General features: G+C 62.1%; 24 protein-coding genes and 1 pseudogene. 15 read left to right on the top strand and 10 right to left on the bottom strand.

What is annotated here, in order from left to right; all coding sequences use genetic code 11:
* Nucleotides 1-325: 325 nt before the first annotated feature.
* A complete protein-coding gene (locus AC07OO_RS20925; protein ID WP_495084079.1) occupies nt 326-1774 on the top strand; it encodes a high affinity choline transporter 1 in 1449 nt (482 codons plus the stop codon).
* An 80-nt stretch (nt 1775-1854) separates the two neighbouring features.
* Nucleotides 1855-2748, top strand: coding sequence for a DMT family transporter (locus tag AC07OO_RS20930; RefSeq protein ID WP_495084123.1), 894 nt, complete (start codon nt 1855-1857; stop codon nt 2746-2748).
* On the opposite strand, the gene rraA is transcribed toward AC07OO_RS20930, so the two are convergent.
* Nucleotides 2732-3253: a ribonuclease E activity regulator RraA gene (rraA, locus tag AC07OO_RS20935; RefSeq protein WP_495084080.1), complete on the bottom strand. Its 522-nt coding sequence runs from the start codon at nt 3251-3253 to the stop codon at nt 2732-2734. The genes AC07OO_RS20930 and rraA overlap by 17 nt on opposite strands.
* Before the next feature lie 176 nt (nt 3254-3429).
* Between rraA and AC07OO_RS20940 the strand changes: the two genes are divergently transcribed.
* The 6 genes from AC07OO_RS20940 to AC07OO_RS20965 all read left to right on the top strand — a co-directional run bounded on the left by AC07OO_RS20940 (nt 3430) and on the right by AC07OO_RS20965 (nt 9894).
* Nucleotides 3430-3867 (top strand): SWIB/MDM2 domain-containing protein, encoded by a 438-nt coding sequence (locus AC07OO_RS20940; protein ID WP_495084081.1) that lies wholly within the window; start codon nt 3430-3432, stop codon nt 3865-3867.
* A 214-nt stretch (nt 3868-4081) separates the two neighbouring features.
* Nucleotides 4082-5092, top strand: coding sequence for an ABC transporter permease subunit (locus AC07OO_RS20945; RefSeq protein ID WP_495084082.1), 1011 nt, complete (start codon nt 4082-4084; stop codon nt 5090-5092).
* Nucleotides 5089-6006 carry an ABC transporter permease subunit gene (locus tag AC07OO_RS20950; protein ID WP_495084083.1) on the top strand — a complete coding sequence of 306 codons (918 nt, stop codon included), beginning with the start codon at nt 5089-5091 and terminating at the stop codon, nt 6004-6006. The genes AC07OO_RS20945 and AC07OO_RS20950 overlap by 4 nt, the downstream gene beginning before the upstream one ends.
* Before the next feature lie 109 nt (nt 6007-6115).
* Nucleotides 6116-7123 carry an ABC transporter ATP-binding protein gene (locus tag AC07OO_RS20955; protein WP_495084084.1) on the top strand — a complete coding sequence of 336 codons (1008 nt, stop codon included), beginning with the start codon at nt 6116-6118 and terminating at the stop codon, nt 7121-7123.
* A complete protein-coding gene (locus tag AC07OO_RS20960) occupies nt 7120-8133 on the top strand; it encodes a peptide ABC transporter ATP-binding protein (RefSeq protein WP_495084085.1) in 1014 nt (337 codons plus the stop codon). Before AC07OO_RS20955 ends, AC07OO_RS20960 begins: the two co-directional genes overlap by 4 nt.
* Before the next feature lie 135 nt (nt 8134-8268).
* Nucleotides 8269-9894, top strand: a complete 1626-nt coding sequence (locus tag AC07OO_RS20965) for an ABC transporter substrate-binding protein (protein ID WP_495084086.1) — start codon at nt 8269-8271, stop codon at nt 9892-9894.
* 86 nt (nt 9895-9980) lie between these two features.
* Here the strand turns inward: AC07OO_RS20965 and AC07OO_RS20970 are convergent, their stop codons facing one another.
* A complete protein-coding gene (locus AC07OO_RS20970; protein WP_495084087.1) occupies nt 9981-10520 on the bottom strand; it encodes a hypothetical protein in 540 nt (179 codons plus the stop codon).
* 74 nt (nt 10521-10594) lie between these two features.
* On the opposite strand from AC07OO_RS20970, the gene AC07OO_RS20975 reads away from it, so the two are divergent.
* Nucleotides 10595-11521, top strand: coding sequence for a LysR family transcriptional regulator (locus AC07OO_RS20975; protein WP_495084088.1), 927 nt, complete (start codon nt 10595-10597; stop codon nt 11519-11521).
* 190 nt (nt 11522-11711) lie between these two features.
* Here AC07OO_RS20975 and AC07OO_RS20980 read toward each other — a convergent pair whose 3' ends face one another.
* The 3 genes from AC07OO_RS20980 to AC07OO_RS20990 all read right to left on the bottom strand — a co-directional run bounded on the left by AC07OO_RS20980 (nt 11712) and on the right by AC07OO_RS20990 (nt 14667).
* Nucleotides 11712-13295 carry an adenosine deaminase family protein gene (locus AC07OO_RS20980; RefSeq protein ID WP_495084089.1) on the bottom strand — a complete coding sequence of 528 codons (1584 nt, stop codon included), beginning with the start codon at nt 13293-13295 and terminating at the stop codon, nt 11712-11714.
* Between the two features lie 78 nt (nt 13296-13373).
* The gene (locus tag AC07OO_RS20985; RefSeq protein ID WP_495084090.1) at nt 13374-13505 is read right to left on the bottom strand and encodes a hypothetical protein; all 132 of its coding nucleotides are present in this window, start codon (nt 13503-13505) and stop codon (nt 13374-13376) included.
* Between the two features lie 244 nt (nt 13506-13749).
* Nucleotides 13750-14667, bottom strand: a complete 918-nt coding sequence (locus AC07OO_RS20990) for an MBL fold metallo-hydrolase (protein WP_495084091.1) — start codon at nt 14665-14667, stop codon at nt 13750-13752.
* A 102-nt stretch (nt 14668-14769) separates the two neighbouring features.
* Between AC07OO_RS20990 and AC07OO_RS20995 the strand changes: the two genes are divergently transcribed.
* From AC07OO_RS20995 to AC07OO_RS21005, 3 genes are all read left to right on the top strand, one after another.
* On the top strand, nt 14770-15228 hold the full coding sequence (locus AC07OO_RS20995; protein WP_495084092.1) for a heavy metal-responsive transcriptional regulator: 459 nt from the start codon (nt 14770-14772) through the stop codon (nt 15226-15228).
* Nucleotides 15229-15251: 23 nt separating this feature from the next.
* Nucleotides 15252-16388: a rhomboid family intramembrane serine protease gene (locus tag AC07OO_RS21000; protein ID WP_495084093.1), complete on the top strand. Its 1137-nt coding sequence runs from the start codon at nt 15252-15254 to the stop codon at nt 16386-16388.
* A gap of 80 nt (nt 16389-16468) precedes the next feature.
* Nucleotides 16469-17701, top strand: a complete 1233-nt coding sequence (locus AC07OO_RS21005; protein WP_495084094.1) for a diguanylate cyclase — start codon at nt 16469-16471, stop codon at nt 17699-17701.
* Here AC07OO_RS21005 and AC07OO_RS21010 read toward each other — a convergent pair.
* From AC07OO_RS21010 to AC07OO_RS21020, 3 genes are read right to left on the bottom strand one after another with little or no spacing between them, the layout of a single operon-like run.
* A complete protein-coding gene (locus AC07OO_RS21010; protein ID WP_495084095.1) occupies nt 17698-18921 on the bottom strand; it encodes a lanthionine synthetase C family protein in 1224 nt (407 codons plus the stop codon). The two genes, AC07OO_RS21005 and AC07OO_RS21010, sit on opposite strands and share 4 nt — an antisense overlap.
* A complete protein-coding gene (locus AC07OO_RS21015) occupies nt 18918-19319 on the bottom strand; it encodes a VOC family protein (RefSeq protein ID WP_495084096.1) in 402 nt (133 codons plus the stop codon). The genes AC07OO_RS21010 and AC07OO_RS21015 overlap by 4 nt, the downstream gene beginning before the upstream one ends.
* A gap of 39 nt (nt 19320-19358) precedes the next feature.
* Nucleotides 19359-19817: a hypothetical protein gene (locus AC07OO_RS21020; RefSeq protein ID WP_495084097.1), complete on the bottom strand. Its 459-nt coding sequence runs from the start codon at nt 19815-19817 to the stop codon at nt 19359-19361.
* Between the two features lie 448 nt (nt 19818-20265).
* Between AC07OO_RS21020 and AC07OO_RS21025 the strand changes: the two are divergent.
* The 3 genes and pseudogenes from AC07OO_RS21025 to AC07OO_RS21035 all read left to right on the top strand — a co-directional run.
* A pseudogene (locus AC07OO_RS21025) lies at nt 20266-20556 on the top strand (histidine kinase dimerization/phospho-acceptor domain-containing protein); the annotation flags it as partial.
* A gap of 63 nt (nt 20557-20619) precedes the next feature.
* Nucleotides 20620-21021, top strand: a complete 402-nt coding sequence (locus AC07OO_RS21030; RefSeq protein ID WP_495084098.1) for a response regulator — start codon at nt 20620-20622, stop codon at nt 21019-21021.
* Between the two features lie 19 nt (nt 21022-21040).
* A complete protein-coding gene (locus AC07OO_RS21035; protein ID WP_495084099.1) occupies nt 21041-24292 on the top strand; it encodes an EAL domain-containing protein in 3252 nt (1083 codons plus the stop codon).
* A gap of 22 nt (nt 24293-24314) precedes the next feature.
* Here the strand turns inward: AC07OO_RS21035 and AC07OO_RS21040 are convergent, their stop codons facing one another.
* Both AC07OO_RS21040 and AC07OO_RS21045 read right to left on the bottom strand, forming a co-directional pair.
* The gene (locus AC07OO_RS21040; RefSeq protein WP_495084100.1) at nt 24315-24881 is read right to left on the bottom strand and encodes a hypothetical protein; all 567 of its coding nucleotides are present in this window, start codon (nt 24879-24881) and stop codon (nt 24315-24317) included.
* 253 nt (nt 24882-25134) lie between these two features.
* Nucleotides 25135-26931 carry a thiamine pyrophosphate-binding protein gene (locus tag AC07OO_RS21045; protein ID WP_495084101.1) on the bottom strand — a complete coding sequence of 599 codons (1797 nt, stop codon included), beginning with the start codon at nt 26929-26931 and terminating at the stop codon, nt 25135-25137.
* Nucleotides 26932-26979 lie beyond the last annotated feature (48 nt).

Genomic DNA, 26979 nt, shown 5'->3' on the forward strand with positions numbered 1-26979 from the left:
AAATTCTGCGCCTGAAGGGAGCTTTGCATTTCAAGCTTGGCCCTATTGTAGTCTTCTATAAGACTTAAATTGTATCTTATGTCTTATATATGACTAAATATTTTTCCATACAAATCAATGGCTTACATCATTCATTTCTCAATGTGAACTTTAAAAATTGCGATATGAAAATTCTGAAGGGCAAATGCATGCACCGTGCCAACGCCCCAGCCCTCTGGCTGCAGGACCGCTTTACACATTGCACACGCCCAACATGACGGGCAAACGCCGTTTCCCTTACAAACTGTTGGGATAATGCGCGGTTTTTAAATAAAAGGAGTGCGCCGTGCTGTTGACCCTGGTCATCGTCTACCTGCTGATCACCATCGCCATTGGTCTCTACGCGGCCAAGCGCGTCAAGAACACCTCGGACTACGCGATCGCAGGTCGCAATCTGCCTTTGATCATGATCGTCACCACGACGTTCGCGACCTGGTTTGGTTCCGAAACGGTGCTGGGCATTCCGGCCAAGTTCGTCAACAGCGGGCTCAACGGCGTTGTCGAAGACCCGTTCGGCGCTGGCACCTGTCTGATCCTGGTGGGTATGTTCTTCGCCGGCAAGCTCTACAAGATGAATCTGCTGACCATCAGCGACTACTACCGAGAACGCTTCGGCCGAGCAGTAGAAATCGTCTGCTCCCTGATCATCATGCTGAGCTATCTGGGCTGGGTGTCGGCGCAGGTTACCGCGTTGGGCCTGGTGTTCAACCTGCTGTCGGCCGGAGCCATCAGCGTTCCCATGGGCATGACAATTGGTGTGCTGTCCATCCTGGCCTATACGCTGTTTGGCGGCATGTGGTCGGTGGCGGTGACCGACTTCATCCAGATGATCATCCTGGTCGGCGGCTTGGCCATCCTGGCCGTGTTTGCCGGCAACATGGCCGGTGGCGCCGACAAGGTAGTCTCCCTGGCGGTCAGCAAAGACATGTTCAAGTTCTTGCCCGAGCCCAGCTTCAAGGACATTGTTTTCTTCTTTGCCGCAGCCATCACGATGATGCTGGGCTCCATCCCCCAGCAGGACGTCTTCCAGCGCGTGATGTCGGCCAACAACATCAATGCCGCAACCAAGGGCCCCGTCATCGGCGGTGTCTGCTACATCCTGTTTGCCTTTGTGCCCATGTTCCTGGTGGCCAGCGCGCTGATCATCATGCCGGAGCAGACCGCGGCGCTGCTGAAGGAAGATCCACAAAAAGTGCTCCCCACACTGGTGCTGGAGCGCATGCCCTTCGTGATGCAAGTGCTGTTCTTTGGCGCACTGCTGTCGGCCATCAAATCCACGGCTTCGGCCACCCTGCTCGCCCCCAGTGTGACCTTTGTGGAAAACATCTGGCGCCAGTTCAAACCCCGCATGGGCGACAAGGAAGAGCTGCGCACGATGCGCATCACCGTGCTGGTCTTTAGCGTCTCGGTGTTGGCCTACGCCATCAAGACCCAGGGCACCCCGATTTATGAAATGGTTTCGGGTGCCTACCAGGTGACCCTGGTAGGCGCCTTCGTGCCCTTGGTGTTCGGCTTGTACTGGAAGCGCGCCACCACGCAGGGGGCCCTGTTCTCCATCGTGCTGGGTCTGCTGACCTGGGTGCTGTTCCTGGCCACGCCCGCTGGCACCGAGTTCCCCGCCCAGCTCGCCGGCGTCCTGGCCGCTCTATTGGGCATGCTGGTGGGCTCTTTAGGCCCACAGGCCATCAAGAACGCACACGCCGGCCACCACAAGCTGTCTGGCGAGACCGCTTGACAGGTACCGCCGGGGCTAAGGCCACATCATCGGCCAGGCAGCCGGCTCGCTGGCTGGCCTATGGCAGCCTCGGTCTGAGCATGGCCTTGGTGGGCAGCTATGTCGCGCTGTCCAAGCCATTGGTGGCCGCACTATCAGTCTTCTTGCTGGCCTGGCTGCGCTTTGGCATAGGCGGCATCGCAATGGCGCACTGGCTCAAGCGCACCCCAAACGAGGCGCCGATGACGGGCGCCACCAAGCGCCTTCTGTTCCTGGAATCCTTTGTCGGGAATTTTTTGTTCTCCATCGCCATGCTGTTCGGCGTCAGCATGACAACTGCAGTGTCGGCCGGCGTCATCATGGCGACCATACCCGCCGTGGTGGCGGTGATGAGCTGGGCGTTTTTGAAAGAACGCATTGGCCTGCGCGTTTGGCTGGCCATTGCCTGCGGCGTGCTGGGCATTGCCTTGGTGGCGCTCTCAAAAAGTGAGCTGTCCACGCATATTTCACGAGGGCCAGAGGCCCATAGCGCCAATGACCTCTCCCTGTGGGGCAATGTCCTGGTGTTTGTGGCCGTGCTGTGCGAGGCGGCCTATGCCGTCATCGGCAAGAAGCTGACCGGCAGCCTGTCACCCAAACGCATCGCGGCACTCATCAACCTGTGGGGCTTTGTGCTGATGACGCCGATGGGCCTGTACGCCGCCCTGCACTTCCAATTTGCAACGGTCACGCCTGGCCTGTGGCTGCTGCTGGTCTTCTACGCCTTGGCGGCCAGCGTATGGACCGTCTGGCTATGGATGACGGGTCTGCAAACCGTGCCCGCGGCCCGCGCTGGCGTGTTCAGCGTGATGCTGCCCATCGCCGCCGCGCTGGTGGGTGTGTTGGTGCTGGGTGAGGCGTTGAGCGGGATGCAGATGCTGGCCTTTGGCATCGCGCTCTTAGGCGTGCTGCTGGCCACACTGCCCTCGGGCAGTACGACTACACCAGCGCCTTAGACGCGACGACGATGCCGTCTTCATCGGCATAGAGCCAATCGCCCGGGCGCACCCACACGCCCTGCACTTGTACGGCCACGTCGGCTTGGCCCTGGTTGCGCTTCTCGGTGGGCAGGGGCATGGCGGCCAGGGCGCGTATGCCCACCGCCTGCGCGGCCAGTTCTGCGGTGTCGCGCACGCAGCCGTCGATGACGACACCGGCCCAACCATTGCGGGCAGCAGCCGCGCCCAGGTTGCCGCCCAGCAGCGCCTTGCGCAAGGATCCACCGCCATCGACCACCAGCACCTTGGCCACGCGGCCCTCAGGCGTCTCCAGATAACCCGGTGAATCAACTGCGGCCTTGACCAGCGTATTGTCTTCAAAGCACTTGACCGTCGCCACCGGGCCTGCGAACTTTTTGACCCCGCCAAAGTCCCGAAACACCGGTGGAAGCACCCGAAAATCGCCAGTGGAATCCCCCTTGTGGTCATCGCACAGGTCACAGGTTGCAAACGCGATCGCCATAGCTCATCTCTCCTTTTTGCCAAATGGGCCCATTCTCCAATGGAAAAAACAACATTTCCCAATGAAAAAGTCATTTTTCCGCTGGATAAGGCGCTTTTTCTCCAGTAGCATCCGGGTACCAGTGAAAGGGCAGCTTTTCACTGGCGATTAATCAACTTCAAGAAGGACGTTCAATCATGGCAACTGCAAAGAAAGCTCCGGCTAAGAAAGCGGCACCTGCTAAAAAGGCAGCCGCTCCGGCAAAGAAAGCTGCTCCTGCAAAGAAAGCAGCAGCTCCCGCTAAGAAAGTAGCCGCCAAGAAGGCAGCTCCCGCTAAGAAAGCGGCACCTGCCAAGAAGGCAGCTCCCAAGGCTCCCGCCAAGAAGCGCACCGTGAATGCTGCATTCATGAAGGCCTTGACACCTAGCGCCGCTTTGGCCGCTATCGTGGGTGCAACCCCCCTGCCACGTACAGAAGTGGTGAGCAAGCTGTGGGCTTACATCAAGAAGAACAAGCTGCAAGACGCCGTCAACAAGCGCATGATCAATGCAGACGCCAAGCTGAAGGAAATCTTCGGCAAGATGCAAGTCTCCATGTTTGAGATGGCTGGCCTGATCGGCAAGCACCTCAAATAATTGGCATCTGCCAAACCCAAAAAGGCCGATCTTGTCGGCCTTTTTTTATGCCCGTCGCCAGCAGTTCTTGGGATGCAGAACATAGGTGACAACTAGGTAGAAACACCGTGCCAAGAGGGTCGCGGCCCGGTTTTTGCATTGGTAGAATGCGGGGCCTCACGCACCAGCCCGGTGCAGGCCTTTTTGTCTATACAACTCCCACAACACCAACCCCATGCTGCGCTTTTTGTTCACGCGCTTGAGCCTGATCATCCCGACTTTTTTCGGCATGACGCTGGTGGCGTTTTTCCTCATTCGCCTGGTCCCTGGCGACCCTATTGAAACCTTGGCTGGTGAGCGCGGCATTGATGCCGCGCGCCATGCTGTGCTGCTCAAGGAATACGGTCTGGACCGGCCCGTCATCGTGCAATACGGCATCTACATTGCCAAGGTTTTGCAGGGTGATCTGGGCAAGTCCATCATCACGCAGGCCCCTGTGCTGAGCGAGTTCACCGCACTCTTTCCAGCCACGGTGGAGTTGGGTCTGTGCGCCATCTTGTTCGCGCTGCTGATCGGCATACCGGCGGGCATCATCGCCGCAGTCAAGCGCAATTCCATTCTGGACCATGGCGTCATGGGCGTATCACTCACCGGCTACTCCATGCCCATCTTCTGGTGGGGTCTGTTGCTGATCCTGCTGTTCTCGGTACAGCTGGATCTGACGCCGGTTTCTGGCCGTATCGCCGTGCAGTACTTCATCGAACCGGTGACCGGCTTTTTGCTGATCGACACACTGCTGGCGCATGAGCACGAGGCCTTCTGGTCCGCCGCTGCACACCTGATCTTGCCGGCCATCGTGCTGGGCACCAATCCGCTGGCCGTCATCGCGCGGATGACGCGCTCCGCCATGCTGGAGGTGCTGGGTGAAGACTACATTCGCACCGCGCGCGCCAAGGGCTTGTCCAGCTTCAGCATTGTCGCCGTGCATGCGCTGCGCAACGCATTGATTCCCGTCATCACCGTCATCGGCCTACAAGTGGGCGTGCTGTTCACCGGCGCCATCTTGACGGAGACCATCTTTTCCTGGCCCGGTGTTGGCAAGTGGTTGATCGAAGCCATCAGCCGGCGCGACTACCCCGTATTGCAAGGCGGCATGCTGTTGCTGGGCTCGCTGGTCATGGCCGTCAACCTGCTGGTGGACGTGGCCTACGGCATCATCAATCCGCGCATTCGCCACCAAAAATGACGACGACATCAAACACTATGGCTGCACCTTCTGAATCGCCCGCACAGGCTGCTCCACTGCATCCGCTCAAAGACTTCTGGCGCTACTTCAGCGCCAACCGCGGCGCCCTGGGCGGGTTGCTCATTGTGATGACGGTGCTCTTGCTGGCGGCCTTGGCCAATGTTGTGGCCCCCTACAACCCCGACCTGACCGACAACGCCGTTTTCCTGGTACCACCCGCTTGGACGGCCGGCGGCTCGTCGGCCCATTTGCTGGGCACGGATGCGATTGGCCGTGACATCCTCTCGCGCCTGATCCACGGCGCACGGCTTTCGCTGACCATCGGCATCGCTGTGGTTGCCTTGTCCGTGTTGATCGGCACCACGTTGGGTCTGCTTGCTGGCTACTTCCGCGGCATGTTCGAGATTGCGGTCATGCGCATCATGGACATCATCCTGACATTGCCCAGCCTGCTGTTGGCGATTGTGATCGTCGCCATCCTTGGCCCCGGTCTGATGAACGCCATGCTGGCCGTGTCCATCGTGGTGCTGCCGCACTATGTGCGCATCACGCGCGCGGCGGTCATTGCAGAGACCTCGCGCGACTACGTCACCGCGGCCCGCATGGGAGGTGCCGGGCACCTGCGCATCATGTTCAAGGAAGTGCTGCCCAACTGCACAGCACCGCTGATCGTGCAAGCCTCGCTTGGCATTTCCACCGCCATTCTGGATGCGGCTGCGCTGGGCTTCTTGGGCCTGGGCGCACAGCCGCCCTCACCCGAATGGGGCACCATGCTGGCCGACGCACGCGAATTCGTGCTGCGCGCCTGGTGGGTGGTGACCTTCCCCGGGCTGGCCATCCTGATCACCGTATTGGCCTTCAACCTGCTGGGCGACGGACTGCGTGACGCGCTAGACCCCAAGCTCAAACGTTGAAGTATGGCCCCCACGTTCGGCACTTGCGTGTCCTCTCTGCCCCCCGAGGGGGCTAATTTTCCTTGGGGCGGCCCTGCGGAAAATTCACCTTCAAGAAGCTGTATTCAAAATGGCATTGCTAGAAATTGAAAACCTGTCGGTCGAGTTCCCCTCGCACAACGGCACCATGCACGCCGTTGACGGCGTCAGCCTGAAGCTGGACACCGGCGACGTGCTGGGCATCGTCGGCGAATCCGGCTCCGGCAAAAGCGTCACCATGATGGCCCTGATGGGTCTGGTGGCCTACCCCGGCCGCGTCAAGGCTGACAAACTGCGCTTTGATGGCCATGACCTGTTGGCCCTCTCCGACCGCGAACGCCGCCGCCTGACGGGCAAAGATCTGTCGATGATCTTCCAGGACCCGACCACCAGCCTGAACCCCTGCTTTACCGTGGGCTTCCAACTGGCCGAGACCTTGAAGCTGCACATGGGTCTGGACAAAGCCGCCGCCCGCAAGCGCTCCATCGAGCTACTGGAGCAGGTTGGCATCCCCGCGCCCGAGAGCCGCCTGAGCGTCTACCCGCACCAGCTCTCTGGCGGTATGAGCCAGCGCGTGATGATTGCGATGGCTATTGCCTGCAACCCCAAGCTGCTGATTGCCGACGAGCCCACCACCGCGCTGGATGTGACCATCCAGGCCCAGATCCTGGACCTGCTGCGCAGCCTGCAAAAGGACCGCGGCATGGCCCTGGTGCTGATCACGCACAACATGGGTGTGGTCAGCGAAATGGCCCAGCGCATCGCCGTGATGTATGCCGGCCAGATCATGGAAGAGCGCGGCTCCAACACGCTGTTCACAAGCCCCCAGCACCCCTACACCGAAGCCCTGATGGCAGCCCTGCCCGAGCGCAACGACGGCCACTCGCGCCTGGCCACCATTCCCGGCATGGTGCCCGGCCTATACGACCGCCCCAAGGGCTGTCTGTTTGCGCCCCGTTGCAGCTATGCCAACAATGGCCTGTGCCAGACTCGCCCGCCGCTGCGCGCCTGGCAGGACGGCGCCGTGCGCTGCCACTATCCCTTGGGTGACCCGGATCGCAATGCCCATGCCCCCAAACACGCGGAGGCCGCAGCATGAGCACCCCTAGCACCACCACCACAACGCCCGGCAAGACTGTCGTCACGGCCAAGGACCTGCGCCGTGTCTACCCCATCAGCCGAGGCATGTTCAGCAAGCCCGACCTGCTGCAAGCCGTGGGCGGCGTGTCGTTCACCGTCGAAGCCGGCAAGACGCTGGCCGTCGTCGGCGAATCCGGTTGCGGCAAGTCCACGCTGGCCCGCATGGTCACGCTGATCGAACACCCCACCGGCGGCAGCCTGCACCTGGGCGATATCGACGTGGTCCATGCATCAGCGCACGACAAAAAAGCCTTGCGCAAGAAAGTGCAGTTGGTATTCCAGAACCCCTATGGCTCGCTGAACCCGCGCAAGCGCATCGGCCAGATTCTGGAGGCACCGCTGGAGATCAATACCGAGCTGACGGCCGCACAGCGTGCCGAAAAAGCCCGCTCCATGCTGGCCCTGGTCGGCCTGCGCCCCGAACACTACGACCGCTACCCGCACATGTTCTCCGGCGGCCAGCGCCAGCGCATTGCGATTGCACGCGCGCTGATGTTGGAGCCATCCTTGGTCGTAGCCGATGAACCTGTGTCGGCGTTGGATGTATCCATCCAGGCCCAGGTGCTGAACCTGCTGGCCGATCTGCAGCGCGACCTGGGCCTGGCCTATCTGTTCATCTCGCACGACCTGGGCGTGGTGCGCCACATTGCGCACGATGTGCTGGTCATGTACCTGGGCAACACCGTGGAGCATGGTGAGAAAAACGCCATCTTCAACCGCCCTCTGCACCCCTATACCCAGGCCCTGCTGGCCTCCACCCCCGGCCTGGCTGGCAGCGGCGCAGTGACGCAGCGCATCGTGCTCAAAGGTGAGCTGCCATCACCACTCAATCCACCGGTGGGCTGCGTGTTCTCCACCCGCTGCCCGCACGCCACCGACCAGTGCCGCAAAGAACGCCCCGTGCTGCAAGAGCTGCATGGCCGTCTGGTGGCCTGTTTTGAGGCACCGCGTCTGGCTGCGGCAACCTAAATCCCTAGCAGTAGGAACCCCAATACAGGGCAGCTCTTTACTCGCGTAACATGGGTGTTCGGCGATCAGGCCACAAGCTTGGTTCAATCCTTCCTCAGGGGTAGCTTGCCACCCCTTTTTTCTGGAGTTTTCTTGATGACCACTTCTATTCCACGCAGCCGACTGCGTGCCAGCAAAATTGCCATGTTGTGCGCGGTGGCCCTGCCCGCCTTGATGGCCCTGACACCGGTTGCCGCCAAGACCCTGGTGTATTGCTCCGAAGGCAGCCCTGAGAACTTCTACCCCGGTATCAACACCACCGGCACATCGTTCGACGTCAACTCCCAAATCTACGGCCGTATCGTTGATTTCGAGCGCGGCGGCACCAAGGTTGTGCCCGGCCTGGCTGAAAAGTGGACCGTGTCCAATGACGGCCTGGAATACACCTTCCACCTGCGCAAGGGTGTGAAGTGGCACTCCAACAAAAACTTCAAACCCACACGCGACTTCAACGCAGACGACTTCATCTTTGCGATCCAGCGCCAGTGGAACGAATCCGACCCCTACTTCAAGGTCACCAGCTCCAACCACTCCTACTTCAACGACATGGGCATGCCCAAGCTGCTGAAGGCCGTGGACAAGGTGGATGAATACACCGTCAAGATCACGCTGAACAAGCCCGAGGCCCCCTTCCTGTCCAACCTGGCCATGGAATACGCCGGCATCCAGTCCAAGGAATACGCCATCGCCATGCTCAAGGCAGGCACACCGGAGAAGATCGACCAAGAGCCTATCGGCACCGGCCCCTTCATGATGGTGCAGTACCAAAAAGATGCACTGATCCGCTTCAAGGCCTTCCCTGAATACTGGGCTGGCAAAGCCAAGATCGACGACCTGATCTTCTCGATCACACCCGATGCATCGGTGCGCTGGGCCAAGTTGCAAAAGGGCGAATGCCACGCCATGCCCTACCCCAACCCCGCCGACCTGGACGCCATCCGCAAGGACAGCAACATGGTCGTGCTGGAGCAGGCTGGTTTGAACATCGGCTACCTGGCCTACAACACCACCAAGAAGCCCTTTGACGACCCCCGCGTGCGCAAGGCCATCAACATGGCCATCGACAAGAAGGCGATTGTGAATGCCGTCTACCTGAGCACCGGTGTCGCCGCGACCAACCCCATCCCCCCTACACAATGGTCGTACAACAAGTCCATCAAGGACGAGGCCTATGACCCCGCAGCCGCCAAGAAGGCACTGGCTGCCGCCGGCTACCCCAACGGCTTCACCACCGACCTGTGGGCCATGCCTGTGCAACGCCCCTACAACCCCAATGCCAAGCGCATTGCCGAGCTGATGCAGGCCGACCTGGCCAAGATCGGCGTCACTGCCGAGATCAAGAGCTTTGAGTGGGGCGAATACCGCAAGCGCATGCAAAACGGTGAGCACCAAATGGGCATGATGGGCTGGACCGGTGACAACGGAGACCCAGACAACTTCCTGAACACGCTCTTGGGCTGCGACTCCGCCAAGACCAATGGCTCCAACGTGGCCAAGTTCTGCTACCAGCCATTTGAAGAAGTCGTGCAAAAAGCCAAGGTGGTGTCCAACCCCGCCGAGCGCACCAAACTGTACGAAAAAGCCCAGGTGATCTTCAAGGAACAAGCTCCTTGGTTCACGATCGCCCACGCCGTGCAACTGATGCCCGTGCGCAAGGAAGTGATCGACTTCAAACTGAGCCCATTCGGCCGCCACACCTTCTATGGCGTGGACATGAAGTAAGCACGCGAGTTTGTTCTAGTTTTTCTCAAGAGGTTAAGGCCGGTGCAAACCGGCCTTTTTTTTTGCCCTGGCCGGCTTACCTTTCCTTACTTTTCAATGGCACGCGCTGTTTTGCTGAGCCATGCCTCGTGAATTGCCGACCAGGTTTGGCCCTGGTCTGTGGAAGATTCCCACAGATGGTGAACCCGCCCATCCGGTAGCGGTGTCCAAAAAGTGCGGTGCAGTTCTCTTTGCCCCTGTGCATTCACGTAGTAACCGGCCATAGCCATCGCCTTTCCCGTCCAGCCACCATCGATGGACAACAAATTGCCGCGCACGCTGAACCACGAGTGGTTCCACAGCTTGCGCTTCTTGTCATACATGCTCAGGCTGGTGCCCGCGCCGTTATCCTCGCCCTCCCCACGCCACCATTCCTGCAGCGCGCAGCCCCGCTCTACCAGCTCCACACGCTGCAGCCCCAACAACTTTCCCTGGGCATCTCGCGCCTCCCAATTGCCCACCCAGAAGTCCAACCGCCTATGCTCCGGCGTGTCGCAATGGGTCTGTGCAGACCATGTCGGCAGCGCAGACAGTGCCAGCGTGAATGCGAGAATGAAACGGCGTGCGGAATCGATAGAAAACGTCATGGTTTGCTTGAAGTGATACGGTGCCCGCATCTTAGAAAAACTGTCACACCCTGCATACCCACAGGTTTGAGAACGTGAATTTCAATTTTGAACAGAAGTCGCTGAACTGGGACGACCTCAAACTGGTGCTAGCCATCGCCAAGTCGGGCTCGTTATCGCAAGCGGCCACCAAGCTCGGCACCAGCCATCCAACGCTGTACCGCCGCCTCAAGGCGCTGGAGACCTACCTGGGCGCCCCCTTGTTTGACCGAAGCCGCAGCGGCCACACGCCCACGGAATTGGCCGCAGAGCTGATTGCTTTGGCCCAACGCTTTGACGACGACCTCAATGCGGTGGAGCTGCGCCTCATGCAGCACCGGCGCCAACCCTTGGGTCGTGTGCGCATCACCACCACCGCAACGCTGATGCAGAGCGTGTTGCCCGAGGTTCTGGCCTCCACGCGCAAAGCCATGCCCGACGTGACTTTGGAAATCACCACGGCCGACAACCTGTTCAGCCTGGGTCAGCGCGAAGCGGACATTGCACTGCGTGCTGGCTCCGTTCCGCCCGACGACGTGGTCGCACGCAAGGTGTGCGGCATCGCGGTGTGTGCCTATGCGCCGCAGGATTGGGTTGACGTTTCGCTCGACCGCGCCGACCGCTGGCCCTGGGTCGTTCCCGATGCATCCCTGAGCCACCTGGCATCCGCACGCTGGCTCGAAGCGCGGGGGCTAGCCTCCACCCCGGCCGCACGGGCCAATGGCTTGCACACCCTGGCTTCGCTGGCCGCCGCCGGCCTGGGAATGGCCTTGCTGCCCTGCTACCTCGGGGAGCGCACCCCAGGGCTGCGCCGCGTGTCCCCACCCTTGCCGGCACTAAGCTCCGAGCTGTGGCTGCTGACCCACCCGGAGCTGCGCCGCGTGCAGCGCGTCAAAAGCGTGGTGCAGCATCTGCACAGCGGCTTGACCGCACAACGGGCGTTGTTCGAGGGCGAGGATCAGGGCCACCACTCCAGCCCGTAGAGGCGAAGCGCGATACCGAGTGGCAACTTCCGTCTCGGTAAATACCCAAGCTCCTCTTAGCCGCTACATATTTGATAGCTACTAAACCATATTTGACGAGGGCTAGTGCAAAAAATATTCCGATGGCCGGTCAAAATCCATCCAAATGACCCAATATGGGTATGAGCGAGTGTCTAAGCCTGCTTGGGCTTCAGAACTTGCGCTCAAACTTGGCAAGAGCGTCTTCCAGTTGCCACTGCAGCTTGGCCTTGGCGCTCTGGTCCAGATACGCCTGGCATTGCTTGCCCACACTGGTAGCACCGGGCCGGCTACCCGCGCAGGCGGCGACGGGTTGCTGCTTCTCCACATCCTTCCACAGCGCCCCGCCCTCCACAAACGCATACTGCAAACTATTGCGCGCCATGGTCTTCAGCTGCCGGTAGCTGATGTTCTGCTCCTGCACCGCCCGCGCATACTCGTGCGTCATTTCCGAGCGCGAAACGCCTTCGTCATCCGTAGCCAACGCCGTGGGTACGCCGTACTTCAAGTAAGCTGACAGCGGGTGCTGGGTGCCGCTCACACCCAGGATGCCGGTGTTGCTGGTCAGGCAGATCTCCACCATGATCTTGTCGCGTGCCATGCGCTTGAGTAGTCCCACGGCATCGTCTTCCTGCATCACGTCCACGCCATGGCCTATGCGGGTGGCGTGGCCGCGTTCGATAGACTCGCGGATATGGAAGCGCAACCCGTCAGGTGGCACCAGGCCGGGCGTCAGTTCACCCGCATGCAGTGTGACCTGCACCTTGGGGTAGACGCTGTGCAGGTAGTCCAGCAGGCGCATGTGCAGCGAGAAGTCGCGCATGGGCACCAACGCGTCTTCGGGCATGACCAGGTTCAGGCCAACCACTTGTGAGTCAGCGCGGCTGGCCAGTTCGAACCCGGCCAGCATCTGGGCAAACACGATCTCCTTGGGCAGGCCACGCAGCACCTGGTACAGGTAGCGCATCGCCACACCGCAGCCGGGCGCGGCCTGTGCCGTGCCGCAGCGCAAGAGTTCGGCCTTGCGGGCGCCGGCGCGGGCCAGTTCGTCCGCCGCCGCCTTGGCGGCATCGGGCATGCCGGCCTCCAGCATGGCTGCACGCATCTTGGCAAAGTCGTCGTTCCAGCCGGCCTTGGCGGCTACCTTGGACACTTCTGACCCGCCCGGGGTCAGCATCAGCTCCAGATAGCTGACCTGGCCCGCGCTGGCACGCGCGGCCACTTCGGCCAGCATGTCGCCGGTGCGGTTCTTGTTGGCGGCGCCAAACTTGCCAAAGGTATCAAAGAACTGGTCATGGCCGCTCAGGCCCGAGGTCTGCGCGTTGCGCATGGACCAGGCGTCGATCATGCGGCGGTACAGCAGGCCATCGGCCTGGGCCTCTTTGGCGCCTACCTGCCCCTGTGCAGCGTCACACGGCGCTTTGACGATGGTCAACGTCTTGGTATCGACGCACAGGCCGTCTTCAGCCGCCCAGCCGATCATGGACTCGGCATAGACGGCGCCCGACAAATGACTATGCAGGTCGCCGCCCTTGGGCATGTCCTTCAAAAAGGCCCACAGCTCGGGCGGCTGCGCGCGCACGGCGCGGAAATGTGCCTCGGTGCGCTGCTGCGCGGTGGCGGCGCCTGGCGATTTGGTGGTGGTGGCAGCCTGACCGAAGGCTGGCGTGGTGAAGCTGGCAGCCAGTGCCAGGCCCATGCAGAGCGCCTTCATCTTGGTCGTGCTTGTCTTGTTGTTTTCGTTGTTATTGTTCATGGTGTGTGCGTGGTTTTCAGCGGCGTTGAAAAAGAGAAAGGCCCCAATGAAGGGGCCATCATATGCGCGGTGCGGCAGCTACTTGGTGGGTGTCTCGCCCGGGGTGGTGGATGCCGGCTTCTTGCTGTTGAACTTGGCCGCAGCCTCTGCCCGCTTGCGCGTGCGCTCGGCATTGGTACGCTCCAGCTGCGCCTGGCTGGTCCTCTTCATGTTGGGATCTTTCCCGAATACGCCTGCCATAGTGTGTTGACTCCTTCGGCTCAGTCTAACTGAAAATCCTGGCGATCTGCGACACAACAGCAGCCGCATGACATGCTTCACTTTTCATAGCGATACATTCATATTCCGCGAGGGCTACAGCCAAATTTACCTTCAATAATTGGAGAAAAGCCTCCAATTAACCCAAAATAGGTATATTGAGGGCCTGCCCAGTACCACGCACCGCGCCAGGACTCTACCGAACCCAGTGGGGAAAATAGCCCAGCGTATCCTGCACCGCGCCATCGTGCGCGGGCACCACCACCAGCTCCGGGTACTTCTGCGCCACATCGCGCACCTGCTCCACGCTGCGCAGGGTTTGCGCGCGGTCGTTGTCCACAACCACGCTGGCGGCCCAGAACTTGGGCGCACCCGCCATCACTGCGCCGGTCTTCCAGGCCACGTCGCCGATGAAGAAGTAGCACTTGCCGCTGTCCACGGTCACAAACATGCCGATAGACCCCGCCGTGTGGCCGGGCATGGCCACCAGCACCACGCTGCCATCGTTGAACAGGTCCAGGCTCTGGGCGTAACCTTTGTAGGCCACGGGCTGGAGCTTCAAGGGCGCCCAACGGATGGACGGGCCCGCCACTTGCGAGGGCCAGGCCGTGCCGGCGCCGGACTCGGGATGCGCAATGCCGGGCATCTCGTCTTCAGAGGCGAGGATTTGTGCTTCGGGAAAGTCCGGCACGCCGCTGGCATGGTCCCAATGGCTGTGGCTGATGATCACTTTCTGGATAGGCCCAAAGCCCGCGTCGTCCAACTGCTTGCGCGCCGGCAGCACCGGCTTGTCAAAGCCAAAACCTACGCGAGCCCAGTAGGGCATGTCTTGTGCGTACTGGTCTTCGATGTGCGCCCCCAGGCCAGTGTCGAACAGCAGGTAGTCCTGCTGGTGCTTGATCAAGAAAGCCGAAAAATTGGTGGCTATCTTTTTGGTCCAACTGCCATCGGGCAGCAGCAGGCGTTCTGCCACCGCCACCTGGCCGGTCTTGATGATGGAGAAGCCGACTTGGGGTGCAGCCTGTGGCGTTGCGGGTTCGGTCTGCGCAAAGGCGGTGTTGGCAAAAACAATGCTGGAGAGCAGCAGCGATGTCAGGGTTGGGAGGATGTTCATAAATGGCAATAGAGTGAAATAGACGAAAGACCGAGGGAACTCTAAAGCTTGGTCTATGCTCCAAGGTCAAGCTTTTTTTCCTTAGGCTAGCCTTCCACCACCATGAACATCAGCCAACTTGCCAAGACCCTAAGCGTATCGACCGACACCGTGCGCTACTACGAAAAGCAGGGTCTGCTGCCTGCGCCCACCCGCCAAGACAATGGCTACCGCAGCTACACCGCCGCCCATCTGGAGGCCATTCGCTTTGTGCGCGGCGCGCAATCGTTGGGCTTCTCGCTGGCGGAGATCCGCGTGGTGCTGCCCCAGTTCGCGCAAGGCCAGTTGGGGCGTACCGACATCGAACACCAACTACAGACCAAGATGGCGCAGATTGACGCCCACATCCGGCAACTGCAAACCCTGAAGAAAGAACTGCAGGCCACCTTTGCATCGCTGCGCTGTGCGCCCGGCCAGCCGGTATCCACCGCCCAGAGCACCGCCACCGATTCTGGCAGCGGCGCAGGCGCCGCGCGGGTGCGCAAATCGTTTGCCAAAACCGCTGCACGGCAAGCCGCATAAGCAGGCCAATCTCAAGAAACCCCATGGCCGACGGCATCCCCTCCCCACCCCACACCCCTACCCCACCTCCTCCCGGCAATTTGACAGCGCTCTTGGGCACGCCAGCGCGGCGCGTTCCCGTCACCCTGGGCCTGCTGGCGGTGAATGTCGGCGTGTTCGCCATCATGCTGCTGGCGGGCGCCGGTTTCTGGCACACACCCAATGGCGTACAACTGGCCTGGGGTGCCAACTTTGGCCCAGCCACGCAAGACGGCCAGTGGTGGCGCTTGTTCACCGCGTTGTTCATCCACTTCGGAATCGTGCATTTGGCCCTGAACATGTGGGCCCTATGGGATGTGGGCCGCTTGGTGGAGCAGCTCTACGGACGCTGGCGCTTTGCGCTGCTGTATGTGCTGAGCGGCCTGCTGGGCAATCTGCTGTCGCTGGTGCTGCATGGCAACCAGGCCGTGTCGGGTGGCGCGTCGGGCGCCATCTTCAGCCTGTATGGCGCTCTGCTGGTGTTCCTGTGGCGCGAACGGCGCAACGTGGACCCCGGAGATTTCCGCTGGATGTTCGGCGGTGCGGCGCTGTTCTCATCGCTGATGCTGGGCGTCGGTTTCGTCGTGCAGGGCATAGACAACGCGGCCCATGGCGGAGGCCTGCTGGCCGGCGCCTTGCTGGGTGTGGTGCTGGCGCGGCCTTGGGGTCTGCATGGAGCCCCCCCGCCCCGCCATCTGGCTGGCGCAACAGCCATGTTGGTGGTAGCGGGCACCGCAACGCTGGTGTGGTGCCTGCCCGAGCCCAGCTACCGCTACAGCGAAGAGCAAAAGGCACGCACGGCGATCCAGGAGTTTCTGGGAGAAGACCAGCGCGTCAGCCAGCGCTGGGGCAGCCTGCTGGCGAACCGTTCGCGCAACGGCCAATCGTTTGATGAATTGGCTGGCCAGATTGATGCCGACGTGGCCGCGGTGTACGAACGCAGCTTTGAACAGTTGGTGCAAGCCCAACCCGAGGGTCCCGCACCATCGGTCCCACGCCTGGAGTTGCTGCAGCGCTATGCCAATGAACGCGCCGAAGCCGCGCGCGAACTCTCGCAAGGGTTGCGCGACCGCGATGACCAGCAGATCAAGCAGGCGCTGGAACATGCCCGCAAGGCGTCGGCAAAGCCGGCTCCGAAATGAGCTGCCGTTGCGGCCGCGTCCGTCAGAGCCATGCGCCAAATATTCCCACCGTGAAACAACCAGGGTGCTAAACTTTTCCGGTGAGCTTTCGCACCCTGTTCAACCTGATACTGGCCGGATGTTTTGGCCTGTTCTGGCTGGGTAGTACTTTGTTTTTCGAGCGCGAGATCAACGCGCTGAGCACCGATGCCGTCAGTGCCGAGGTCAAGCTGCACATGCAGGCCTCACTGGCCATTCGGGAATACACGCAAGACCACGTCACGCCCTACTTCGATGCCCGCCCTGAGCAGGGTTTCGAGGCCATCAGCGTACCGGCTTTCGCGTCCAAAGAAACGCTGGAGCGGCTCTACCGCCACTACCCGGGTTACCGCTACCGCGAGGCGGCGCTCAACCCCACCAACCCCAAGGACTTGGCCGCACCGTGGGAAGGGGCCCTGATCAAACGCTACCAACAGCAACAGCGCGTCGATGCGGACGTGGTGGAGGTGCTGCCCTCGGAAGATGGCCAATCGCTGCATGCGGTCAAGCCCATACGCATCACCAACGCCGCTTGCCTGCGCTGCCATGGCCTGCCACAAGATGCGCCGGCCACGCTGCGCGCACACTACCCAGGCCTGGGCGGCTTTGGCTGGCAAATGGGTGAGGTGGTGGGTGCACAAATCGTCACCGTGCCCAAACAGGACCACCTGGCGCGCTTCCACAGCGTGCGCAAGAGTTTTAACTGGGCGCTTCTGCTCATCTTCGGTTCGCTGTTCGTCGTGCTCAATGTGCTGCTGGAGCGCTTTGTGCTCAAGCCCCTGCAGTTGAACAACCGCACGCTCAGCTCCATGGCCGAAACCGACGCCCTGACCGGGGTTGCCAACCGCCGCGCCTTCGACCGAGGTCTGGCGTGCGAGGTGGTCCAAGCCAAAGCCAACGGCGAGCCGCTCTCCATCGTGCTGCTGGACTTGGACCATTTCAAGCGCATCAACGACGAATTCGGCCACGGTGTGGGTGACGCCGTGCTGCGCCAACTCACGCGCGAACTGTCCAAGAAATTCCGCACAAACGACCTGTTTGCCCGCCTGGGTGGCGAGGAGTTTGTAGCCATGTTGCCCGGCCTGGCCCTGGTTGACGCACGGCAGCGGGCGCAGAACCTGTGCGACCTGTGCGCCACGCTGGACTTTGAACTGGGCCGTCCCGTGACCATCAGCCTGGGGGTTGCCCAGTGGGATGGCAGCGAAACCGCCGCTGTTCTGCTAGAGCGTTGCGACGCCGCGCTGTACCGCGCCAAGCACCAGGGCCGCGACCGGGTGGAAGCAGCCTCGGTCTAGAAAACGTCCAGCGTCGGAAACCGCGCCTGCCCGTTCAGGCAATCCCACAAGTAGATGGCAAAGCCCAGGTCCCCGGTCCATAGCGAATACTGGCCGCGTCCATAGCGGGCCTGGTCGGCCTGGGTCTGGGCCAGGCCATGCATGGCAAAGGCCCGCGCACGCTCCAGCCACCGTGCGTCACCCGTCCGTTGGTAAAGCTTCAAGAACGCATAGCCATTGCCACCGGTGCCATGGCACAGGTTTGCACCTTTGATCAACGGCCCAGCCGCCCAGGTAGCCTCACCCGCCTTCAACAGCAGCGCATCCAAATCAGGGGACGGCAGATCGGCCAGACAGATCACAAAGCCCGGCGCACCGTGGCAGAACTGCATCAGCATGCGGGGCTTCTCGCCCGCCGCGGTGAGCAGTTGTGCGCGCCAGTTGACCAAACCACCCTCCTCGCTCGCCGTGCGGGTGACGGTCTGGACTATGCACCGCTCCCAGGCCTGCCAGTCTTGCGGTGCCAGCAGATGCCGCCCCTTGATCAGCACAAAGGCAGTGGCCACAAAACCGTGCACGGCATCCAGATACGTGCTCTGGCGCCCATACAGGTCTTGCATCCAGTAGTGGCATTGAAACTCTTCGGACCACAGCAACTGCGACCACAGCTTGGCAGCGGTCTGCACAAACAACTCGGCCCAGCGTGCCTGGCCAGTACGCTCATGCAGAAACAGCGCAGCCAGCAGGGTGCCGGGTGCGCCCCACATCAGCTCGCGATGCGGGTGGTCCATATTGCCGGCAATCAGCATGTCCAAGCGCTGCTCCAACGCCGCGCGATCGGCGCTTTGCGCCCACTGCGTCAGCAGAATGGGGACGTCGCCCATCATGTAGGCGGCCGCGGCCTGCGCGTAGATCTCGCCCAGCCAGGTCTGGTTGTGTTCCCGCACTGGGCCCAGAAACGGCAGGTAGTTTCTCTGCAGCGCCACCACCCCTTGTTCCTGCAGGTAATGCAGGGCCCAGATGGCGCCGCAGGCCCCGTGGTACAGCGGCGTCAGCCCCGTGCTAGCAGCTTCCTCCGGACTGCGGTCACGGGGGTGCACCGGCCACAGCCGCTCGGGGTCGAAGCGGCTCTCCGCATCCGCGACGATGCGCTGAATAGCCGCTCGGGCGGCGTCCGCGTCCCAGGCTAGGGGTCGCAGGGCTTCGTGGCGGTCGGTATCAAAGAGTGGCGTGCTGGTCATGGCTGTGTGCCGGGCTGGATCATGTCCCACAAATTGCCATACACGTCTTGGAACACGGCGACGGTGCCATAGGGCTCCTCTTGGGGCTCTCGCACAAAGACCACGCCCTTGGCCTGGTAGGCCTTGTAGTCGCGCCAAAAGTCGTCTGTGTACAAAAACAGAAAGACCCGCCCGCCGGTCTGGTTGCCGACGCGGGACAACTGCTCCTCGCCCACGGCGCGGGCCAGCAGCAGGCGCAGCCCCTCGCCGCCGGGGGGCGCCACGACCACCCAGCGTTTGGCCTGCGCGGGCATGGCGGTGTCTTCCACCAAGGTGAAGCCGAGCTTGCCGACGTAAAAGGCTATGGCTTCGTCGTAGTCACGCACGACAAGGGAAATTTGACCAATGGTTTGGCGCATAGGGTTAAGAAGTTTAAGAACGGTATGGGTTTGTAAAAATCAGGCGGGCCTGCGCGGCCTTTGCTTGGCCGAGACGGACTTCACCACCGTCACCAGCGCGGGGGCAGCATCCAGTGCCTGGCGGTGGGGCTCCACGGCCTGGGCAATGAGGGCCTGCACAGCGGGCTGGTCCAGGTCGTCGGGCGTGCGCGGGCGTATGCCACGCACCCGTGCGCCATCGCCCTGCAACAGGCCCTGGGGGTCGTCCAAGGCTATGCCATTGGCAAAGAACAGTGTTACCCAGCGCGGATAGGCTGCAATCGACAAGATGGCGCCGCTGGAGCGCTCGGTGCTGGCGAAGGCGAAAACCAGGGCGTTGTAGTTGTCGTAGACCAGCTCGTAGCCCTGCACAAACCGGCTGTGCAACTTGGCGCGGCAGGCCTGGGCGGCACCGGCTATTTCCGGCGTATAGCGGTCCAGGAAGGCGGCAATGCGGGGCTCGGCGGACGGTGGGCTCATGGTGGCGTGTCCAAGGTCTTCATCCCGGCAATGTTAACCCCCTGCCCCTGGCGCACACCAGCCTACAAGAAATGCGCGGGAAGCCCTCGTCAAATATGCGTATGCAGCTATGCTTTCAATAGCAAACCCAAACGCGTGCCACAGACCTGCCGGACACCACACCAAGCCCAACCAGGGTATTGCGCGCCTGCTGATAAATAACCCGGTATATGGTTAAATTACCCAATAATTCAAAGATGATGTCGTTGGATCGGGCCAGTTCGGGCGCAGGCACGGCTGGCTGGAGTGGGCTGCCGCCTGGTGTTGCAGCCCCGAGGCTTAACGAACAAAGGGCAGGATGACTCCGAATGTGACCGAACAGACGTGGGTGGACTGTGACAACACCCATGCCCTGATCGCCATCGCACCCGATGGGCGGGTTGTGCGCTGCAACGCCGTAGCGCAGGCCATGTTCGGACACAGCGGCCTGCAGCCCGAGGGACGGCCGCTGCAGGCCCTCGTTTTGGAACAAGCCGCGCTGGCCGACCCCGCCCAGGCACTGCAACAAGCCAAGGAGATCAACGAGTTGTTGATCAAGCGCATCGCACATGATTTGTGCAACCCCCTCAATTCCATCATCGGCTTCACCGGCACGCTGCTGATGAAGCTGCCTGGCCCCTTGAACGGTGAGCAGGAAAACCAGTTACGCATAGTCCAGACCAGCGCCCGGCACATGTTGACGCAGATCAACGCCCTGTTGGCCACGCGGGAGGGAGAGCCTTCACCCACCTCCCCCGTGCATTTGAGCGAGGAGTGAAACACCATGCTGGCACGCATTCTCATCATTGAAGACGACAGCTTCAGCCGCGACCTGGTCTCCTATTTGCTGCGGTCAGCCGGCTACACCGTGCTGGAGGCCAAGGACGGCAGTGTGGGCCTGAATCTGGCGCTGCAAGAGCAGCCCGACCTGATCATCTGCGACCTGCAAATGCCGGTCATGAACGGCTACGAAGTAGCCCGCGGCCTGCGCAAGCACCCGGATTGGCGCAAGGTCCCGCTGATTGCCGTCACGTCCTTCGCCATGATGGGCGACCGCGAAAAAGCGCTGAACCTGGGCTTTGACGAGCACATCGGCAAACCCGTTGCGCCAGAGAATTTCATCGCGCAGATCGAAACCTTTCTTCCCTCCGCGCTGAAGGCCGGCCCCCGCCTGCGCCACCCCTAGAAAGGCAGGACGTCCGACCGTGGCAAAAATACTGGTAGTTGACGATCATGCCGATGGCCGCCTGCTGATCAGGACCTTGATTGCCAGCCGCGGGCACCAGGCGTACGAGGCCTCTGACGGCGCCGAGGCCCTGGCCCTGGTGCGCAGGGAGCACCCCGACCTGGTGATCTCCGACATCCTGATGCCCACCATGGACGGTTACGAACTCGTCCGCCAACTGCGCGAAGACCCCTCGCTGGCCGCGACCGAAGTCATTTTCTACAGCGCCTACTACCGCGAACGCGAGGCCCGCGCGCTGGCCAAAGACTGTGGTGTATCGCACGTGCTGATCAAGCCCTGCGAACCCGAGAATATCTTGCTGGCCATAGACCAGGCCTTGGCCCATACGGTGCCGCCATCGACAACGGCCGACGTGCAAGACTTCGGCAGCAAACACCTGCGCCTGATCACCGATACCCTGTCCGAAAAAGTCGCGGAGCTGGAAGCCGTCAACCGCCGTCTGGCCGCGCTGACCGACCTCAACCTGCAACTGGCCTCCGAGCAGAGCCCGCGCCTGCTGCTGGAAAAGGTGTGCCGTGCCGCACGCGACCTGATAGGCGCACAGTACGCCGTGGTCTGCGCCAATGGCGCACATGCCGACGGGCTGGTCGTTGCTACCAGCGGCATAGACACGGCACTCGCGGCCCACCTGCCCCAACCCAGCCTGGACAGCGGGCTGCTGGGTTTGACCATAGCCGAGCGCCTGTCGCGGCGCATGACGGTTGCCGACGGCGACGCCACCGCGACCGGCCTGCCCCCCGGATACCCGGCGACGCGCAGTGCGCTGATGGCGCCGGTAGAGTCGCTGGCCAAGGCCTATGGCTGGATCGTGCTGGCCAATAAACTGGGCGAGGCCGCATTCAGCCCCGAGGACCAGCACATACTGACCATCCTGGCCGCCCAGGTAGGCCGGGTTTATGAAAACGGCACGCTGTTTGCCGAGGTCCAGAAGCACGCCGCGCAGTTGCAGCTGGAAACCGCGGAGCGCAAGCGGGCCGCCGACGAGCTGCGCGAAAGCGACCGGCGGTTTCGCGACATGCTGGGCCATGTGGAATTGGCCTCCGTAATACTGGATTGCGACGCCAGCATCAGCTATTGCAACGACTATCTGCTGCGCCTGACAGGCTGGACGCGTGTCGAGGTGCTGGAGCGCAATTGGTTCGAGCGCTTCATACCGCCGGGCGTCGGCGCCATGCAAAGCGCCTTTGCAACGCTGCTGAACCAGGAATCGACCGCCGGGCATTTCGAGAACGAGATACTGACCAAGAGCGGCGCCCGCCGCCTGATCCGTTGGAGCAATACCGTGCTGCGCGCAGCCAGCGGCGCCGTCACCGGTATGGCCTGCATCGGCGAGGACATCACCGACTACCGCGAGGCAGAGAAGAAAATCCGCCGGCTCAACCGCGTCTATGCCGTGCTCAGCGGCATCAACACGCTGATCGTGCGCGTGCACAACCGTGACGAGCTGTTCCGCGAGGCCTGCCGCATTGCCGTCGAGCAGGGTCAATTCAAGACCGCCTGGATTGGCCTGGCAGACCCGGACACGCTGACCCTGGAGCCCGTAGCTTCCGCCGGGGCCGACGCCGCCTTCCTGGACAAGATCAAGGGCCACTTCTCGCTGCGCGAGGATGCACCCACCGGCAACAGCATGAGCGTGGGGGCCATACGCGAGAAACGCCCCGTCATTTCCAACGACATCCGCATCGCACCGCGGCCCGCCTTTGCTGACGACCGCATCGCCCGGGGCATCTTGTCGATGGCCTTCCTGCCGCTGATGGTGGCCGACACGGCAGTCGGTGTGCTGACGCTCTATGCCGACGAAGCCCAGTTCTTTGACGAGGAAGAGTTGAAGCTGCTGACCGAGCTGGCTGGTGACATCGGCTTTGCGCTGGACCACTTGGACAAGGAAGAGCGACTGGACTACCTGGCCTATTACGACGAGGTGACCGGCCTGCCCAACCGCAAGTTGTTCCTGGAACGGGTCAGCCAGTTGCTGCGCTCGCGCGACAGCGCCAAGGGTGCCACCGCGCTGGCGCTGATCGACATAGACCGCTTCCGCAACATCAACGACATGCTGGACCGCCGCGCCGGCGACGAGGTGCTCAAGCTCCTGGCCCAGCGCCTGCAGCTCAGCAAGATTGGCTTCGACACGGTGGCTCGGGTGGGCATCAACTGCTTTGGCGTGGCCGTGCAAGACCCGCGCGACGCCGGCAGTGTGGCGCTGAGCCTGGAGCAGCTGCTACGCGACTGCTTTGCCAAACCCTTCCAACTGCGCGGCACCGACCTGCGCATTGCCGGCAAGGCCGGTATTGCGCTGTACCTGGTGGACGGCGAAGACGCCGAGACGCTGTTCCGCAACGCCGAGGCCGCACTGAAGCGGGCCAAGGGCTCGGCAGAGTCGCTGATGTTCTACGCACCCGAAATGAACACCCGCGTCGCCGAGGCCCTGAACCTGGAGAGTCGGCTGCGCACCGCCTTGGACATGGACCAGTTCGTGCTGCACTACCAGCCCAAGGTCAGCCTGGGCAGCGGCAAGTTGACCGGTATCGAGGCGCTGATACGCTGGAACGACCCCGAGACCGGCCTGGTGCCGCCAGCCCAGTTCATCCCCATCCTGGAAGAAACCGGCCTGATCTACGAAGTGGGCCGCTGGGCGCTGCGCAAGGCACTGGAGGACAACCTGCGCTGGCGCGCCGCCGGCCTGACGCCGGTGCGGGTGGCCGTCAATGTGTCGCCCCTGCAATTGCGCCACCGCGGCTTTGTGGACGAGGTGCGCAAGGTGGTGGGCATGGCCCCCGACGCGGCGGCGGGCTTGGAGCTGGAAATCACCGAGAGCCTGATCATGGAGGACGTGAACCACAATATCGCCAACCTGCACGCCATCCGCGCCATGGGGGTCAGCATCGCCATTGATGACTTCGGCACCGGCTTCTCGTCGCTGAGCTATTTGTCCAAGCTGCCGGTGGACACGCTGAAGATAGACCGCTCCTTCGTCATTGACATGACCAAGGGCCAGCAAGGCCAAGCCCTGGTAGCCACCATCGTCAGCCTGGCCCATGCGCTGCAGCTCAAGGTGGTGGCCGAAGGTGTGGAGACCGAGGAGCAGGCCCGCCTGCTGCGCCAACTGCACTGCGACGAAATGCAGGGTTATCTGTTCAGCAAGCCTCTGCCCAGCGCAACGCTCGAAACCCGTTATCTGGCACCGGTGTCCCGCAAGGAAAAAGCCCTTTAGGCCTACCCAGTCTGCAGTGGTCTCATAAGCTGGGGCGGTCCACCTGGGTCCCCAGGATGGACATGTGCCGCCGCATCAAGGCGTCGCTGAGCTGGGTCAGATACTGCCGGGGGTTTTCTGGGGTGTTGCGAAGAAAGGCATAGCCCAGGTGCTCAATCTCCGCCGCCGCGGCGCGATTGGCCTGCCACTTGCGCTGGAAGTCTCCGCCCGTGGAGACTGTCATCAGCAGCGCAGCAGCCACCGTCAACAAGGCAGCGATGTCTTTCTTCAACTTCTCATTGGTGATGAACGACTCCAGCTTGAGCACCAGCGCCGCCAGGGCACTGAGGACGGCCGCCGCCCACGCAAAGCCCCAGTACAGCCCGCTCCACAGCGCGGCGATCTGCCGCGTCTCCTTGTAGTTGCCCAGGATGGCATGCGCCACCAGGGCCTGATCGGCGTCGGGCCCCTCGGCCGTGGGCTGCAAAGCGACGACGAGGGTATCTCCACGCAAGTGCCCCTGTGTCTGGCTCACGTAGACGACCACTGCCGCGAGAACGGCCAGTACCCCCAGGGGCACAAATACCCGACGGCGGTTCAATCTGGTCACTCCATCCTCCTCCTGCAAACGGCTGGCAAGCATGCGCAGAACCATGACACCACAGGGGTGCTGCGGAATCAATTACAGGGGCTTACCTCAGAAGGCAAGTTGCCGGTTGACCATGCTACTTACCCAATTTGGGTTTAATGGAGGCTGAAAATCGGAACATCCAGCAAAAAAGCGCTGCAGCCCTCGTCAAATATGCTTCAGCAGCTACTGATTTAGTAGCAAGGCACAGCGCCCGCGTGCCAAGGCCCGCGTATCAGCGCTTGAGCGCCGCCTGCGTGATGCCGGTCAGCGAGACCCGGGTGCTGATCAGCTCGGGCTCCAGCATCACCTCGATCAGCGTGCCCTGCGGCCGCTCCAGCGCGGCCAGCAGCTCGGCCTCGAAGTCGGCCGTGCGCTGGATGCGCACACCGGCATAGCCGTAGGCGCGGGCCAGGGCGGCGAAGTCGGGGTTGTGTAGCGAAGTGCCGGCGCCGGCCACGTGCTGTGGGTACTCGCGCTCCTGGTGCATGCGGATGGTGCCGTACATGCCGTTGTTCAAGAGCAGGATGATGGTCTTGGCGCCATGCTGCACGGCAGTGGCCAGTTCCTGGCCGTTCATCAGGAAGTCGCCGTCGCCGGCAATCGTGAACACCACCCTGCCCTGCCCGGCCGCCGTGGGGCTGGCCTTGCTGGTGATGGCAGCCGCAATGCCGGCCGGCACGCCGTAGCCCATGGCGCCGTTGGTGGGCGCCAGTTGGGTTTTGTGGCCCTTGGCCAGGCCGCTGTAGCGGTAGAAGCGGTGCAGCCAGCTAGCGAAGTTGCCGGCGCCATTGGTCAGCACGGCATCACCGGGCAGATGTTTTTGCACGGTGGCAATAACGCTGTGCATGTCCACCAAGCCGCGTTCGGTGTCGGCTGGCAAATCCTTGATAGTGCTGGCTTGCAGGTTGGCCACGTAGTCGGCATTGCAGGCCTGCGCCCAGGCCTCCCACACCACGTCCTTGGGGGCAGCCAGCACCTCCAGCGAGCGGGCGGCGGCGCGCATGCTGGCGTGGATGGCCAGGTCGGCCTGGTAAACGCGGTTCAGCTCTTCGGCGCTGGAGTGGATGTGCACCAGCGTCTGCTTGCTGCGCGGGGCCTGTAAGAGCGTGTAGCCACCGGTTGTCATCTCGCCCAGGCGTGGGCCGATGGCGATGACCAGGTCGGATTCGCCGATGCGCTTGGCCAGTGCGGGGTTGATGCCGATGCCCACGTCGCCCGCGTACAGCGGGTGGTGGTTGTCAAATGTGTCCTGGAAGCGGAAGGCATTGCCCACCGGCAGGCGCCAAGCCTCGGCAAAACGCTGCAGCGCCTGGGCGGACTGCGGTGTCCAGCCGCTGCCACCGGCAATAACGAACGGGCGCTCGGCCTTCAACAGCATCTCGCGCAGTGTGCGCAGGGCGCCGGGGTCGCTCCAGGCGTCGGATGGTTCCACGCGGGCCAAAGGTGCCGGCAGCACGCCCGTGTGCGGGTTCACCTTGACGGCCTGGGTCAGCATGTCTTCGGGCAGCACCAGCACCACAGGGCCGGGGCGACCATTCATGGCCGTGGCAAAGGCGCGGGCAATGTATTCGGGGATGCGGGCTGCGTCGTCGATACGCTCCACGCGTTTGGCCATACCCAGGGCGCTGGGGCCGAACATGACGCGGTAGTCCATCTCCTGGAAAGCTTCGCGGTCGCGCTGGTCGCTGGCCACATCGCCGATCAACAGGACCATCGGTGTGGAATCCTGGAAGGCGGTGTGCACGCCGATACAGGCATTGGTAGCGCCGGGGCCGCGGGTCACAAAGCAGACGCCGGGCCGGCCGGTCAGCTTGCCATGGGCTTCGGCCATGAAGGCGGCACCACCCTCTTGCCGGTTGACGACAAACTGGATGTGTTCGCGGTACATATGGAAGCCATCCAGCACAGCCAGATAACTTTCGCCAGGTACTCCAAAGGCGTGGGTAACGCCTTGTTCAATCAGACATTGCACCAGCAGGTGGCCGGCAATCTGGGGAGCGGATGGTGAGGGGGTAGGTGTTGAATGCATGGGCGATATTGTCCACGCTCACGGCCCCTTTTCCCCTCCACTTTCCTC

The organism is Rhodoferax sp. GW821-FHT07G04 (assembly GCF_059418585.1).

Excerpts from the sequence above, each read along its gene's own strand:
- AC07OO_RS20930 (WP_495084123.1), top strand. The coding sequence starts at position 1,855 with ATGGCCTTGGTGGGCAGCTATGTCGCGCTGTCCAAGCCATTGGTGGCC.
- rraA (WP_495084080.1), bottom strand. The coding sequence starts at position 3,253 with ATGGCGATCGCGTTTGCAACCTGTGACCTGTGCGATGACCACAAGGGG.
- AC07OO_RS20940 (WP_495084081.1), top strand. The coding sequence starts at position 3,430 with ATGGCAACTGCAAAGAAAGCTCCGGCTAAGAAAGCGGCACCTGCTAAA.
- AC07OO_RS20945 (WP_495084082.1), top strand. The coding sequence starts at position 4,082 with ATGCTGCGCTTTTTGTTCACGCGCTTGAGCCTGATCATCCCGACTTTT.
- AC07OO_RS20950 (WP_495084083.1), top strand. The coding sequence starts at position 5,089 with ATGACGACGACATCAAACACTATGGCTGCACCTTCTGAATCGCCCGCA.
- AC07OO_RS20955 (WP_495084084.1), top strand. The coding sequence starts at position 6,116 with ATGGCATTGCTAGAAATTGAAAACCTGTCGGTCGAGTTCCCCTCGCAC.
- AC07OO_RS20960 (WP_495084085.1), top strand. The coding sequence starts at position 7,120 with ATGAGCACCCCTAGCACCACCACCACAACGCCCGGCAAGACTGTCGTC.
- AC07OO_RS20965 (WP_495084086.1), top strand. The coding sequence starts at position 8,269 with ATGACCACTTCTATTCCACGCAGCCGACTGCGTGCCAGCAAAATTGCC.
- AC07OO_RS20970 (WP_495084087.1), bottom strand. The coding sequence starts at position 10,520 with ATGACGTTTTCTATCGATTCCGCACGCCGTTTCATTCTCGCATTCACG.
- AC07OO_RS20980 (WP_495084089.1), bottom strand. The coding sequence starts at position 13,295 with ATGAACAATAACAACGAAAACAACAAGACAAGCACGACCAAGATGAAG.
- AC07OO_RS20985 (WP_495084090.1), bottom strand. The coding sequence starts at position 13,505 with ATGAAGAGGACCAGCCAGGCGCAGCTGGAGCGTACCAATGCCGAGCGC.
- AC07OO_RS20990 (WP_495084091.1), bottom strand. The coding sequence starts at position 14,667 with ATGAACATCCTCCCAACCCTGACATCGCTGCTGCTCTCCAGCATTGTT.
- AC07OO_RS20995 (WP_495084092.1), top strand. The coding sequence starts at position 14,770 with ATGAACATCAGCCAACTTGCCAAGACCCTAAGCGTATCGACCGACACC.
- AC07OO_RS21000 (WP_495084093.1), top strand. The coding sequence starts at position 15,252 with ATGGCCGACGGCATCCCCTCCCCACCCCACACCCCTACCCCACCTCCT.
- AC07OO_RS21010 (WP_495084095.1), bottom strand. The coding sequence starts at position 18,921 with ATGACCAGCACGCCACTCTTTGATACCGACCGCCACGAAGCCCTGCGA.
- AC07OO_RS21015 (WP_495084096.1), bottom strand. The coding sequence starts at position 19,319 with ATGCGCCAAACCATTGGTCAAATTTCCCTTGTCGTGCGTGACTACGAC.
- AC07OO_RS21020 (WP_495084097.1), bottom strand. The coding sequence starts at position 19,817 with ATGAGCCCACCGTCCGCCGAGCCCCGCATTGCCGCCTTCCTGGACCGC.
- AC07OO_RS21030 (WP_495084098.1), top strand. The coding sequence starts at position 20,620 with ATGCTGGCACGCATTCTCATCATTGAAGACGACAGCTTCAGCCGCGAC.
- AC07OO_RS21045 (WP_495084101.1), bottom strand. The coding sequence starts at position 26,931 with ATGCATTCAACACCTACCCCCTCACCATCCGCTCCCCAGATTGCCGGC.